The organism is Marinobacter sp. THAF197a (genome assembly GCF_009363275.1).
Lineage (GTDB): Bacteria > Pseudomonadota > Gammaproteobacteria > Pseudomonadales > Oleiphilaceae > Marinobacter.
The window spans coordinates 1028550-1041193 of sequence record NZ_CP045324.1 but is presented as its reverse complement, the minus strand read 5'-3'; the positions used below and the strand labels follow the sequence as shown (position 1 = coordinate 1041193).

Genomic DNA, 12644 nt, shown 5'->3' with positions numbered 1-12644 from the left:
ACCTTGTCGGGCCCGGAATACCAGCCCCGGGCCAATGTCTGCAGGCACTCAGCCGCCATACTGACTGTTCAGATAAGCCACAATCCGGCCTGATTCAAATAACTGCTGGCCAGTATTGGGGTCTTCCAGGTAAGGCACCTGAACACGGCCGTGTTGCTGGAAAAACGCATCCCGCTTGCCGCCCGGTATAGGCCTGTACTCGCCTGGCTTTAAACGTTGCTTGGCCGGGCCGATTTCGGTCCAGTGTTCCTTGCCCAGGTTATGCAGCGTGTAGGGAATCTCCAGCTCGCAGAGTTTTTCCCGCACCAGCCGTGAAAAGGGGCTGCCCTCGAAGCTCCAGAGGTGTAATCCCTGTTCCGGTCGGTTACCGGAGGTGGCACGCAAGCCGCGCAGTTCACTGGCGGCCGATCCGATTGAATTTAAAGCTGGCTGCCAGGCTTTGGACTGATAGTAGCCGGGCACGGACCGACCGGCATACTGACTGAACAGGTACTCAACAATATCCTCAGATTCGTAGATCACCTTGTCGGTGTTGTGATCCACCAGCAACGGGAACTGTTGCTTGCCGCCCAGGGCTTCGGCTTCCGGGCGGAAGAATCGGCCGCCTTTAGGGCAGGGCCTGATCTCAACATCCAGGTGCAAGGCCGTCAGCACTTCCCGCACGCGGCGACAGTAGGGGCAGGCTTCCATGTCGTACAGAATGAGGGGCTTCTCCGGCTGTGGAACGGCCTTGATCACCAGGCACCCACGCCAGGCGGCAAAAGAGGACGTTGCCACGGATTCCAGTACATTCACCTGATGTCTGAGCGCTTTGAGCATATTGTTCCCTTTGTCTGTTGTGTTCAGTTCACGGGCTCTGGGCGGCATTGTCGCACAATCGCAGCCTGTCCCATTGGCTTGCGCGTCACTGCGTTACGGTCAAAGCTAACCCACTGATTCTGAAAGGCACTTACGTGCTGTCACAAAAACTCAATATAAACAACGACTCTACTGCCATTTTTTAACGTCATGTATAGCTTTTCTGCATAGTACAAAACCACGGGATGAGCTATTGTACAAAGAGAACATAACAACGGGCTGGTGTGATGCTGATTCAGGGTTTGCAGGCGAGGACCTGCGCGTCAAGGTGTGTAACCTCACCCAAGAGACTGGTTTTGGCCATTGCGGCTGCCTGCACCATGGCAAGCACGCCGGTCCTGGCCCAGGAAAGCAACACAGCTGCCGCTGCCTTTGCCGAATCCCGTCTCTGGGCCAGTCAGATCAAAGACTACGCAAACAAGTCCCTGAATAGCGAGCAGGCCCTCAGTGTTGCAGCCATTCCCCTTAACGGGCCGGGCATTGAGCAGTATGTGAACGCTGACGAACTGATGAGCCCTGGCTCCATCATGAAGCTGGTCACCACCTACGCCGCTCTGGAATTGTTGGGTCCTACTCATCACTGGAATACCGACTTCCTGACCGACGGCACCATGGTTGGCGATACCCTGCAGGGCAACCTGTATGTGCGTTTCGGTGGCGATCCAAAACTCACCCTTGAGCGACTTTGGGGTACCCTTCGGGAACTGCGCAGCATGGGTATTAACCGGATTGAAGGCGATCTGGTTCTGGATGGCAGTTATTTTCGGGTGGATGGTGGTTTCCCTGCCTTTGAAGACAACGGCAACAATCCCCACGCGCCGTTTCTGGTGGAGCCCTCCGCTTACCTGACCAACCTTAACCTGTTGCATTTTCAGGTGCGCGCGGATGAACGGGGTACCCAGGCCTGGACCACGCCCGATCTTGGTGAAGTCACCATTGATAACCGGGTTACCGCCCTGCCGGAAGGTCCCTGCCCCGCCCGCAGCCGCTTTGACTGGAAACCGGTGTTCCATAACGATCACAGGGTAACCGTACAGGTTACCGGTGAACTTCCGCAGGGTTGCCGGACCACAACCTATCTGTCATTGCTGCCCCATGAGCGCTATTCCGCCTCCCTGATCCGTTCGGTACTGTCTGAAATGGGCGTGATTGTCAGTGGCGGCGATCGCTTCGAGACCACACCGGATGAAGCACGCCTGGTCATGCGCACCACCTCACCCGACCTGGTAACCATGGTGCGGGACATCAACAAGTGGAGCAGTAACGTGATGGCCCGGCAAATGCTGCTGACCATTGGCGCCGAATTTCGCAAGGATGATGAACAGGATGACCGGGTGGCGGGCATCCGCGCCATCTATGACTGGCTGGAAGGGCTTGGCGTCAATACGGCGGGCATGGTGATTGATAATGGCGCGGGTCTGACACGCCATGGCCGGATTACCGCACGCCAGGGCGCACAGATTTTGCAACACGCCTGGAACAGTCCCTATTCTTCAGACTTGATGGCCTCCATGCCGATCATTGCAATGGATGGCACCATGTCCCGGCGCCTGAGAAATACCGGCATGGACGGTCAGGGCCGGATCAAAACCGGCTACCTTGAGCATGTGCGCTCCATCGCCGGCTTTACCCGTGATGACAGGAACACCACCTGGGCCATCGTCGGCATGGTCAATAACAACCCGGCCTGGAATGGCCAGGCGGTGCTGGATCGCGTGCTTTACTCCCTGCATTTCCGGCCACCGGTCGGAACGTCCCTGTCCCAGTCACCGGCTGATGGCTCGGGGCCTTCCATCCAGTAAGCCCCGCCAGTAAAAGCCTGAACCTACCTGGATACCCCGGCCATGTCAGGCAACTTGTGCGCGATACCTTTGTGGCAATCGATGCAGGTTTGCTCGCCGTCTGCCAATGCCGTTGAATGCGCCTGGGACGCCCTTGGATCCTGCAGCGTGAAGTCCATCGAATCAAACTCATGGCAATTACGACACTCCAGGGAATCGTTGGCTTTCAGCCGCTGCCACTCCCGCTCCGCCAGCTCACGTCGCTTGGCCTCGAATTTCTCCGGAGTGTTGATGGAGCCAAATATCCAACCCCAGACTTCTTTCGAGGCTTCCATCTTTCGGCCAATCTTGTGAGTCCAGCCGTGGGGCACGTGGCAATCTGAACATTCGGCACGCACACCTGATCGGTTAGTGTAATGGATGGTTGTTTTCAGCTCCTGATACGGGTTGCTATACATCTCATGGCACCCTATGCAGAACTGCTCGGTGTTGGTCACTTCCAGCGCCGTGTTGAAACCACCCCAGAAGATGATCCCGGCAATAAAGCCGCTGAGTGTCAGGAAACCGAGGCTGTAGTGCACACTGGGCTTGCGCAACAGGTTCCAGTAGAGCTTCAGCCGTTTCATCATCAGCGATCTCCTCTGTTGGAGGCACGGATCACTTCATCCACGGCTTTGAAATCTGACTCCACCAGCGGCTGAGCATCGGTTTGGGGTACATGACACTGGGTACAGAAATAGCGCCCCGGCGTTACCTCAGCCCGCACCTGAAAGTGACGATCCATAAAGTGAGTCACACTCACCATGGGCGCACCCGCCTGCACGGCTGCTTCGCGGCTGTGGCAATCCAGGCAACGGTTGAAGTTCTTGTCTACCTGATAGTCGCGGATGGCATGGGGAATCACCGGCGGTTGCTCCGGATAATTACGCACTTCCCGTTTCACCTCTCTGGGATCACCGGCGATAGGCGGTGCGGGCAGATCCTGTCCGAGAGTTCCGCCTTTGCGCAGACCATCCGGTGAAGAGGGTGACAAATGATCACTCTCGGCATACGCCAGGAAGGCCAGGGAGGCGGCCAGAAAAAATAAAAGCGTTCTCATGGTGACGTCTCCTTAAGCCAGGTTAACCAATTCCAGACGGACAGCGCACTTCTTGAAGTCGGTCTGTTTGGAAATGGGGTCCGTTGCGTCCAGCGTGACCTTGTTGATCAGCTTTCCGGCATCAAAGAAAGGCACATACACCATGCCCTTGGGCATACGAACACGACCACGGGTTTCCACCCGAACCCGGACTTCACCCCGGCGGCTGATCACCTTCACCTCACTGCCGCGCCGCCAGCCCTTGTCACGGGCATCATCGGCGTTCATGTACAACAGCGCATCCGGTACCGCCTTGTGCAGCTCGGACACACGGCGGGTCATCGAACCGGTGTGCCAGTGCTCCAGTACCCGGCCAGTGCACAGCCAGAACGGGTATTCGTCGTCCGGAGATTCCGCAGGCGGCTCATGGGGTACCGCGAAGATTCGTGCCCGGTTGTCCGGGTTGCCGTAAAACTGGAAACCACTGCCCTCCGCCACATATGGGTCTGACCCTTCGCGATAGCGCCACAGGGTTTCCTTGCCGTCAACGACTGGCCATCTCAGGCCGCGGGTGGCGTGGTAGGTCTCGAAATCGGCCAGGTCTTTGCCTTTGCCGGCACCAAACTGGCGGTACTCCTCGAAAATCCCCTTCTGGATGTAGAAACCAAAGTCTTTCGACTCCTGGTTCTCATAATCCGGGTGCAGGTCGTCCAGTGGATAACGGTCCACATTGCCGTTGCGGAATAGCACGTCAAACAGGGTTTTGTCCCGCGCTTCCGGTGCCTTGGCAATCAGATCCTCCGGCCACACATCGGCCACTTTGATACGCTGGGACAGGGCCACGGTTTGCCAGAGGTCTGAGCGGGCATCTCCAGGTGCGTTCACCAGCTGGCGCCAGAGCTGAGTCCGGCGCTCAGCGTTACCAAATGCCCCTTCTTTTTCAACCCAACCCGCCGCCGGCAAAATCAGGTCGGCCGCCTGGGCAGATACCGTGGGATATATATCAGAGACGATGATAAAGGTATCGGGGTTACGCCAGCCCGGCAGGGTCTCCTGCATGGTATTGGGACCCGCCTGGATATTGTTGGTGACCTGGGTCCAATACACCTTCAGTTTGCTGTCTTTCAGCATCCGGCTTTGCAGCACTGCGTGATAACCTGGCTTGGCCGGGATGGTGCCATCCGGCAGTTTCCAGATCTTCTCGGCCTTGGCCCTGTGCTCTGGATTGGCCACCACCATATCGGCTGGCAGGCGATGGGCGAAGGTGCCTACTTCACGGGCGGTACCACAAGCGGAAGGCTGACCGGTCAGCGAGAACGGGCTGTTGCCCGGGGTGGCAATCTTGCCTGTCAGCAGGTGGATGTTATAGATCAGATTGTTCACCCAAACGCCGCGAGTATGCTGGTTTACCCCCATGGTCCAGAAGGTGGTGACACGCTTGTCCGGATCGGCATATAGCTTTGCCAGGCGTTCGAGCCGTGCCTCAGAGACGCCGGAGATCTCGGCGGCCTTCTTCACATCGTACTCACGGACATGCCGGGCAAAATCCTCAAACGACATGTCTTCCCAGTCGTTGGCATTATTGGCGTTCTTGGCATTCTGCTCGCGCGGGTCTTCCGGCCTTAGACCGTAGCCAATGTCGTCTGCAGCACGCACAAACCGGGTATGTTTACTGACGAAATCCCGGTTCACCGCGTTGCTCTGGATGATGTAATTGGCAATGTAGTTCAGAATTGCCACATCGGCGTGGGGCTCCATCACCATCGGCAGGTCGGCCAGATCAAAGCAGCGATGTTCGTAGGTTGAGAGCACAGCCACTTCCGTGCCGGGATGGGACAGGCGACGGTCCGTTACCCGAGTCCAGAGGATCGGGTGCATTTCCGCCATATTGGCGCCCCAAAGCACGAAGGCATCAGCGCTTTCGATGTCGTCATAGACACCCATCGGCTCATCGGACCCAAAGGTCCGCATGAAGCCTGCCACCGCAGACGCCATACAATGGCGGGCATTGGGATCAATATTGTTGGAGCGGAAGCCAGCCTTGAACAGTTTGCTGGCCGCGTAACCTTCCCAGATGGTCCACTGGCCGGATCCAAACATGCCGACGCTTTCCGGGCCGTGCTCCTTGATGGCACTGGTGAATTTTTCTGCCATCACATCCAGGGCTTCGTCCCAGCTGACCTCCTGAAAATCGCCCTCTTTGTGGAATTTGCCGTCGCGTTTACGCAGCAAGGGCTTGGTCAGCCGGTCGCGACCGTACAGAATCTTCGACAGAAAGTAGCCTTTCACACAGTTCAGACCGCGGTTCACTTCCGATTGCGTGTCGCCATGGGTCGCCACAATCTGGTTGTCCCTGGTTGCGACCATCACACTGCAACCGGTGCCGCAAAAACGACAAGGCGCCTTGCTCCACTTGAGCTCAGTGAGCTCGGCATTCGTGATCAGATTACTGGCCGCAGCCGGAATCGACAGGCCGGCAGCAGATGCCGCCATGGCCAGCGCATTGGCTTTTGCGAATTCACGTCGTGTCAGGTTCATGACATTGCTTCCTGTTGTTCTGTTTCTGACTGTCCTGTAGCAATCAACTGTTGCCTCGCCTCTTCGGGCGACATCACTTCGTGGTAAACCAGAATGCATTCCAGAACGCCTGGCGCACTCTCGATCAACTCCATGGCACCGAGCAAATCCTGATGGCTACTACCCTCTGCCAGAACCACCAGTTTCCCAATCGGGTCTCGAGTGCCCTCCTCCAGGCCCGGCGTTTGCTCAAGCAGTTCAAGAACAGCATCCAGAGACTCCGGGCGCACGTGTACCAGAAAACTGGCAATGTGAATTTCGGCTTTCTGCGAATCAGGCATGGGCTGGCTCTCTCTGTTCCTGGGTAATCAGACTGATGGCATCTTCAGGGCACACGGCGACACAGGCACCGCATCCGGTACACTCGTCTTCGGCAATCTCCGGGACGGCGACATGAGCAAGCCTGGGTGGAAATCGGATGGCCATTGGCTCGCAGGCGTCACGGCAGGTCTGGCAATGGATATTGGCTTGGGCAAGGCAGTGATCCCGAATCACCGCACGCCAGGGGAACGCCTCACGGGCCAGGTCAAACACCGGTTCCTGGCAGGCACGGGCGCACTCACCGCACAGCGTGCAGCCGTCGCCAGTAAAGCGGATTTGCGGGAAACCGCCATCACCGCGAAACAGAACACCTTCCGGGCAGGCTTCAATGCACCGGTCGCAGCGGGTGCACTGATCGGTTATTGCCTCGGTTGTCCAGGGCGGCCGCCACTCAGATGCAGTCGCCCTGCCGCCGCGCAGAAACAGCCGTCGGGAAGCGTTAACAGCCATGCCTTACCTTATCCCCCGGGCGGTCCGGGAGGCCCCATAAAGACCTGCGACATCCAGATCAAAAAGCCGTAGCTACCAACCACCGCAACGGCCAGAATGGGAAACAGGAATACGATGATGAAGACAAACAGCCGGAACTCACTGCTTTTTCTCTGCTCCGGCGTCAGTTGTTGGAGGTCATCCATAAACCCACCTTTTTTGTATGTGTATTCATCACCCTAGTCAAACAGAGCAAACTTGGCAAAAATCAAATTTGGTATTTCTTTGGAGGTATAGACAAAAAAGCCCCGGACGGGGCCGGGGCTTTCATCTGGGGCCTGGAGGCAGGAATCAGGTCGCTGGCGGCACGAAATCGTCCAACAAGGTAACGCCTGCTGTCTGTTCTTCCTCGTCCAAGGCAAGTCGTGCAACTGCGGTATATACACCGCCGGTCTCAAGACTGATCTCACCGGAACGGAAGAGCACCTCGGTACCATCGGCAGAGGTGATAAATACGACATAATCACCGGCCGGCACTCCCAGATAGCCCGACGAGTCACCATAGGCGAAGTCATCCAGTGCCGGCATGGCATTACCCTGGTTAGTACCGGCCTCCGCCGCAGGAACCAGGAATACATCCACCAGCGGTGCTTCTACCGCGCCGTGGATAACCCGGAGACGGGCCTCGGTGGCAATACGGCGGTTATCGTCTGCAAAGGCCAGGGCTTCGAGTGTTCCCGCCCCTACGGAACCGGCTGCCAGAATGGTCAGAAGGCTACCGTTATCGAGGGCCAGGTCTTCATCCAACACCGCAGTCAGTTCACCAGTTGCTGTCACCGCGACGCGGTTATCGCCGGTCTCCAATCCCACGTACTCACCCAGTCTGGCGAACGTCGGCACTGTCTCACCGAAGGCCACGCCGGTAGCGGCGGCGGAACCGTCCGGGTCTTCGTTCAGATAAATATCAACATCAGGTGCATCTGAAGAATTGTGAACCGCGCGAATGCCTGCACCTGTGTCCTTGTCCAGAATTTCCGACGTCTCGCTGCCATTAATCACTAGCAGGCTCACCGGAGACTCGCCGTACACCGTGTTATCGATAGCGGCAATCAACAGATCAGAGCCTGCAGGCAACTCGACCGCACCGCTGTCATACACCACATCGGTGCTGCCCTCGGCGGTCACCCGGATCTGGTAGGTTCCGGCGTCCAGCTCCAGCGGCCCAACGGAATCACGGAATGCAAAACTGAAAGCGGGTTCTGCTGGCAAGTCGGCGCCATCAGCGGTCACATAAACCGACACAGCTGGCACCAGGCTGTCAGCCGCTGGTGACAGATGGGCCACCCTCAAGCGAGCCGAATTCGGATCATCCCGCTGGCCGTCGTCTGTCAGCACCACCGGCTCAATGTCGCTACCGCCAACGGTACCAGTCGCGATAATGTCGTATCGGGTGTTTGCCTCAAACCGGGTGCTTCCGACCTCGATGACGGTCAACTGATCGCCTGTTGGCAAGAGCGCATCAACATCAACTGAATAATTACCGCGATTTGGCCGCAAGGTCGCAGCCTGCTTGAAGTCCGCACCGGCAACCAGTGCCTCGCCGTTGAAACTCACGTTAACAGAAGGGGCGTCGGATACGGCATGAACAACCCGAATATCGGTTCTTGGAGTACTGCTCGAACCATCAAAACAACCAGAAAGCAAAACGCTGCCGGCCATCAAAACCGGTAAAGCCACTATCGTTTTCATTGTCGCTGTTCCTCACTGTACAAAGCTTGACGATCGGTTTATTTGGTTCGAACCTGCACCAGTTCAGTCCCTGACTAATGCGTCAAAGCAATCTACGGGGAGGGAAAAAAAACGGATTCACAATTTTTTACATTCCAGCTCACGAATGTGAGCTGAATTCAATTTTCTCTATGCCAGCAGGCATTCCGGGATGCCCCTGTGCACGCGTCATTTTATGGGAAGACATGACACCTCCACGGCAATTGTGAGCAAACAGCATCTGAAACTTTTGCCAATCCGTAACTAGACTGAAGTGATCAGCATTCCGTCAGGCAAGCGCAACATCAAAATAAGTAGGCAAAGTTTTACCACCGAGAGACAGGCACCATGGATCAGCGGCACCGCACAAAAACCCTGAAGCTGACGACGCTTTCCCTTGTCGCCCTCTTCATCCTGGCTGGCTGCAGCTCGACCCGCATGGCCTATCGCTATGCGGACTGGGGTGTGGTTTGGTGGGTAGAGGATTATGTCACCCTTAGCCGGGCGCAAAAACAGCAGCTGAACCAGGACCTGGACAGCCTGCGCCAGTGGCATTGCTCAACGGAGCTACCCCGCTACCGGGCCTGGCTGGACGAACTTGAGGCCGACATAGCCGATGGCGCACCGGATATCGACACCATTGAGTATCACCAACAACAACTTCTGGTCTTTGTACCAGACTTATTGGATCGAGCTGTACCAGTGGCGGTGAATCTTCTGGCCAGCCTGTCTGATGACCAGGTGACCGAGCTGGCCAGGAACATGGCAGAAGATCAGGCTGAGCTTGAACAGGAAATGCTGGGAGGTAACCAGAACCCGACCGCCAGCGCCCGGGCAGAGCGCACCACCAAACGCGTAGAGCGATGGCTCGGCAGCCTGAACGGGGAGCAGCAGTCCCTGGTTGAAGAATGGTCTGCCGATCGCGGTCAACAAACGGAAATCTGGCTACAAGGCCGGAAAAACTGGCAAGAGGTGCTGCTGGAGACACTGGAGGGCCGGAATCAACCCGGCTTTGATGAAGCCATCCGCGAGCTGGTGGTTAACTCAGAAAACGCCAGAGGCCCGGAGTATCAAGCCATGATGACGGAAAGCCAGCAAGCCATGGCAAACCTGATGCATTCGTTGATCCAGGCTGGCGACCAACAGCACCGGGAGCACCTGCAGGCCCGGGCAAATAAATTGAACCAGGACTTCACAGCCCTGACCTGCTCCTGATCTTGCCAGCTGAGCACCAGACACAAAAAAGGGCCGGAGATGACGAATTCTCCGGCCCTTTTCATTCTGGCTGTGATTAAACCGTCAGGTAACCACCGTCCGCATTAATGCAGGCACCCGTGGTGTAGCTGGAAGCGTTGGACACCAGGTACAGCACGGTACCGGCCATTTCGTCCGGGTCTGCCACCCGCTTCATGGGAATGTGGGCCATGGCCTGTTTCTTGATGGCCTCGTTGGTGGTCAGGGCGCTGGCGAACTTGGTGTCGGTCAGGCCCGGCAGCAGGGCGTTTACCCGCACGTTCTGTTGGCCGAGTTCCATCGCGAAGGATTTGGTCATGGAAATCACCGCCGCCTTGGTCACCGAATAGATGCCCTGGAAGTGGCCGGGATTTACGCCGTTTACAGACGCCACGTTCACAATAGAACCGCCACCGTTTTTCTTCATCAGCTGGGCACCGCGGGCACACATGAAGAAGTAACCACGGATGTTCACGTCCACGGTTTTGTGGAAAGCGCTCAGGTCGGTATCTTCTACCGGGCCGAAGTAGGGGTTGGCAGCGGCGTTGTTGACCAAAATATCCAGCTTGCCGTGCGCTTTGGCAATGTGTTCCCACACCGCTTCAATCTGATCCATTTCACCAATGTGGCAGGCGAAGGCTTCAGCGCTACCTCCATCGGAACGGATGCTACTGGCCACGGCTTCACAACCGTCAATCTTGCGGCTGCTGACGATCACGTGGGCGCCGTAGTGGGCCAGTGTGCGGGCGATGCTCTCACCGATGCCACGGCTGGCACCGGTTACCAGGGCGACTTTGCCAGTCAGGTCGAACAGGTTTACGTTGCTCATGGATTTCCCTCAGATTATCGGAATGTCACCAGGGCGGGGTCTTCCGCTTCCAGGTGGCTATAGTTGTTGAATACGGCCAGGCTGCGCCGGGGGCCGGAATACAGAATGCGGGACACGCTGGTGTTGGCAATCACATTGTTCATCTCCAGCGCCTTGTGGTCGGACAACTCCAGCAGGTGCTGGGCAATCACCGCAATGGGCCCGCCGGAGGTGGAAACAATGACATCGGCACCGTCCGCCAGCTCAATCAGTTGATCCAGCGAAGTGCTAACCCGTTGCCGGAAACCCTGCCAGGATTCCGCGTATTCGTGGTCGTGTTCACCACTCACCCAGCGGGCGACAGCTTTTTCAAAAGCCTGCTGAAACGCCCTCGCCGGTTTCGGGAAACTCGCCAGGTCCCGAGCCATCAACTGTTTGTCCGCCCATTCCGGGCGCAGGCGTTCCACCACTTCAACATGATCAAACTCGTTAAGGCCTTCCATCACCTGCATATCCGGCAGGCTTGCACCGTAACCGGTGGTGATCGCTTCAACGGTTTCCCGATGGCGCTGCAGGTTACCTCCAAAAATGGCACCCGGCTCCACCTTGTCCGCCAGCCAGCGGCCCAGGATCCTGCCCTGCTCCCAGCCTCGCGGAGAGAGCTGGTCATAGTTCTCCTTGCCAAAACTGGCCTGGCCGTGGCGCACCAGATAAATCGTGGCCATTACAGCGCGCTCTCGCTGATCAGGCGCTGGCACCGTTTCTCCAGATAATTGGCAGCGTGGCCGAAGGCGGCAAAGCGCTTGTCTTTGGTCTGTCCATGATAGAAGCGGTAATAGATCTGCTGGACAATCACTGCCAATCGGAACAGACCGTAGATTTCGTAGAAATCGAACTTTTCAGACCGGAAGCCGGATTTCTCCATATAGTAGTCCACCACTTCCTTGCGGGTCAGCATGCCCGGCCGGTGGGTGGGCTGGCGCCGCAGCATCTGGAACGGGCCTTCATCGTCCGCTTCAATCCAGTACGCCAGGCTGTTGCCCAGGTCCATCAACGGGTCACCGATGGTGGCCATTTCCCAGTCCAGAACGCCGATCACTTCAAACGGGTTGTCCGGGTTCAGCACCACATTGTCGAAACGGAAATCGTTGTGGATGACAACCTGGGCGATGTCGTCCGGCATCTTTTCGTTCAGCCACGCCATCACGATTTCAAAGTCACCGACATCCTCGGTGCGAGCCTTGCGGAAACGGTCGCTCCAGCCTCCAATCTGGCGCTGCACGTAGCCGGCTCCCTTACCCAGTTTGTCCAGGCCGGCGGCCGTGGCATCCACGGTGTGCAGGTCCACCAGCTTGTCGATCACGTTCAGGCACAGCTTGCGGGTATCTTCCGCACTCAGCTCGAAATCCTTGGGGAAATCCTGGCGCAGGATGATGCCCTTGAGCCTTTCCATCACGTAGAAGTCACACCCCAGCACGCTGTGATCGTCACAGATGGCAACAATGTTGGGCACATAGGGGTAAACCGGCTTCAACGCGTCCATCACCCGCGCTTCCCGCAGCATGTCGTGGGCCGACTTGGCAATCTTGCCGAACGGTGGCCGGCGCAGTACGTAAGACTGCTCGCCGTAGTCCACCTGATAGGTCAGGTTGGAAGCACCACCGGGGTACTGCTTGATACTCGGCTGTCCTTCCAGGCCGGGAATGGCCTGTTTCATGAACTGGTCGACGGCGCTGATATCCAGCTCTTCGCCTTCCCGGATGTCTACGGCCTGGTCGATCTGAGTCATTCA

13 protein-coding genes are annotated in these 12644 nt (G+C 57.3%); 2 read left to right on the top strand and 11 right to left on the bottom strand.

Going from position 1 to position 12644, the window contains the following annotated elements:
* Positions 1 to 48 precede the first annotated feature (48 nt).
* Positions 49 to 819, bottom strand: a complete 771-nt coding sequence (locus FIV08_RS04815; protein ID WP_072677848.1) for a glutathione S-transferase N-terminal domain-containing protein — start codon at positions 817 to 819, stop codon at positions 49 to 51.
* Positions 820 to 1085: 266 nt separating this feature from the next.
* Here FIV08_RS04815 and dacB point away from each other — a divergent pair, with 266 nt between their 5' ends.
* The gene (gene dacB, locus FIV08_RS04810) at positions 1086 to 2660 is read left to right on the top strand and encodes a D-alanyl-D-alanine carboxypeptidase/D-alanyl-D-alanine-endopeptidase (protein WP_152437512.1); all 1575 of its coding nucleotides are present in this window, start codon (positions 1086 to 1088) and stop codon (positions 2658 to 2660) included.
* Between the two features lie 23 nt (positions 2661 to 2683).
* Here the strand turns inward: dacB and FIV08_RS04805 are convergent, their stop codons facing one another.
* The 7 genes from FIV08_RS04805 to FIV08_RS04775 form a co-directional block, all read right to left on the bottom strand.
* Positions 2684 to 3268, bottom strand: a complete 585-nt coding sequence (locus FIV08_RS04805) for a NapC/NirT family cytochrome c (protein WP_072677850.1) — start codon at positions 3266 to 3268, stop codon at positions 2684 to 2686.
* Complete coding sequence (locus tag FIV08_RS04800; RefSeq protein ID WP_152437511.1) at positions 3268 to 3738, bottom strand: nitrate reductase cytochrome c-type subunit; 471 nt, start codon at positions 3736 to 3738, stop codon at positions 3268 to 3270. Before FIV08_RS04800 ends, FIV08_RS04805 begins: the two co-directional genes overlap by 1 nt.
* A gap of 12 nt (positions 3739 to 3750) precedes the next feature.
* Complete coding sequence (gene napA / locus FIV08_RS04795) at positions 3751 to 6255, bottom strand: nitrate reductase catalytic subunit NapA (protein WP_152437510.1); 2505 nt, start codon at positions 6253 to 6255, stop codon at positions 3751 to 3753.
* Complete coding sequence (locus tag FIV08_RS04790; protein WP_138437734.1) at positions 6252 to 6575, bottom strand: chaperone NapD; 324 nt, start codon at positions 6573 to 6575, stop codon at positions 6252 to 6254. Before FIV08_RS04790 ends, napA begins: the two co-directional genes overlap by 4 nt.
* Complete coding sequence (napF, locus tag FIV08_RS04785) at positions 6568 to 7065, bottom strand: ferredoxin-type protein NapF (protein ID WP_152437509.1); 498 nt, start codon at positions 7063 to 7065, stop codon at positions 6568 to 6570. The genes FIV08_RS04790 and napF overlap by 8 nt, the downstream gene beginning before the upstream one ends.
* Positions 7066 to 7073: 8 nt before the next feature.
* Positions 7074 to 7250 carry a periplasmic nitrate reductase, NapE protein gene (locus tag FIV08_RS04780; protein ID WP_152437508.1) on the bottom strand — a complete coding sequence of 59 codons (177 nt, stop codon included), beginning with the start codon at positions 7248 to 7250 and terminating at the stop codon, positions 7074 to 7076.
* Between the two features lie 145 nt (positions 7251 to 7395).
* Positions 7396 to 8793: a DUF4397 domain-containing protein gene (locus tag FIV08_RS04775; protein WP_152437507.1), complete on the bottom strand. Its 1398-nt coding sequence runs from the start codon at positions 8791 to 8793 to the stop codon at positions 7396 to 7398.
* A gap of 366 nt (positions 8794 to 9159) precedes the next feature.
* Here FIV08_RS04775 and FIV08_RS04770 point away from each other — a divergent pair, with 366 nt between their 5' ends.
* Positions 9160 to 10026, top strand: a complete 867-nt coding sequence (locus FIV08_RS04770; protein WP_152437506.1) for a DUF6279 family lipoprotein — start codon at positions 9160 to 9162, stop codon at positions 10024 to 10026.
* Between the two features lie 76 nt (positions 10027 to 10102).
* Here FIV08_RS04770 and FIV08_RS04765 read toward each other — a convergent pair whose 3' ends face one another.
* From FIV08_RS04765 to FIV08_RS04755, 3 genes are read right to left on the bottom strand one after another with little or no spacing between them, the layout of a single operon-like run.
* The gene (locus FIV08_RS04765; protein ID WP_072677857.1) at positions 10103 to 10873 is read right to left on the bottom strand and encodes an SDR family oxidoreductase; all 771 of its coding nucleotides are present in this window, start codon (positions 10871 to 10873) and stop codon (positions 10103 to 10105) included.
* Positions 10874 to 10887: 14 nt separating this feature from the next.
* The gene (locus FIV08_RS04760; RefSeq protein WP_072677858.1) at positions 10888 to 11577 is read right to left on the bottom strand and encodes a histidine phosphatase family protein; all 690 of its coding nucleotides are present in this window, start codon (positions 11575 to 11577) and stop codon (positions 10888 to 10890) included.
* On the bottom strand, positions 11577 to 12641 hold the full coding sequence (locus tag FIV08_RS04755; RefSeq protein ID WP_152437505.1) for a phosphotransferase family protein: 1065 nt from the start codon (positions 12639 to 12641) through the stop codon (positions 11577 to 11579). Before FIV08_RS04755 ends, FIV08_RS04760 begins: the two co-directional genes overlap by 1 nt.
* Between the last annotated feature and the right edge of the window lie 3 nt (positions 12642 to 12644).

Bases quoted from the DNA above. Each gene is read 5' to 3' on its own strand.
- FIV08_RS04765 (WP_072677857.1), bottom strand. From the start codon at position 10,873: ATGAGCAACGTAAACCTGTTCGACCTGACTGGCAAAGTCGCCCTGGTA.
- napF (WP_152437509.1), bottom strand. From the start codon at position 7,065: ATGGCTGTTAACGCTTCCCGACGGCTGTTTCTGCGCGGCGGCAGGGCG.
- FIV08_RS04800 (WP_152437511.1), bottom strand. From the start codon at position 3,738: ATGAGAACGCTTTTATTTTTTCTGGCCGCCTCCCTGGCCTTCCTGGCG.
- FIV08_RS04780 (WP_152437508.1), bottom strand. From the start codon at position 7,250: ATGGATGACCTCCAACAACTGACGCCGGAGCAGAGAAAAAGCAGTGAG.
- FIV08_RS04755 (WP_152437505.1), bottom strand. From the start codon at position 12,641: ATGACTCAGATCGACCAGGCCGTAGACATCCGGGAAGGCGAAGAGCTG.
- FIV08_RS04790 (WP_138437734.1), bottom strand. From the start codon at position 6,575: ATGCCTGATTCGCAGAAAGCCGAAATTCACATTGCCAGTTTTCTGGTA.
- napA (WP_152437510.1), bottom strand. From the start codon at position 6,255: ATGAACCTGACACGACGTGAATTCGCAAAAGCCAATGCGCTGGCCATG.
- FIV08_RS04760 (WP_072677858.1), bottom strand. From the start codon at position 11,577: ATGGCCACGATTTATCTGGTGCGCCACGGCCAGGCCAGTTTTGGCAAG.
- FIV08_RS04770 (WP_152437506.1), top strand. From the start codon at position 9,160: ATGGATCAGCGGCACCGCACAAAAACCCTGAAGCTGACGACGCTTTCC.
- FIV08_RS04815 (WP_072677848.1), bottom strand. From the start codon at position 819: ATGCTCAAAGCGCTCAGACATCAGGTGAATGTACTGGAATCCGTGGCA.
- FIV08_RS04805 (WP_072677850.1), bottom strand. From the start codon at position 3,268: ATGATGAAACGGCTGAAGCTCTACTGGAACCTGTTGCGCAAGCCCAGT.
- FIV08_RS04775 (WP_152437507.1), bottom strand. From the start codon at position 8,793: ATGAAAACGATAGTGGCTTTACCGGTTTTGATGGCCGGCAGCGTTTTG.
- dacB (WP_152437512.1), top strand. From the start codon at position 1,086: ATGCTGATTCAGGGTTTGCAGGCGAGGACCTGCGCGTCAAGGTGTGTA.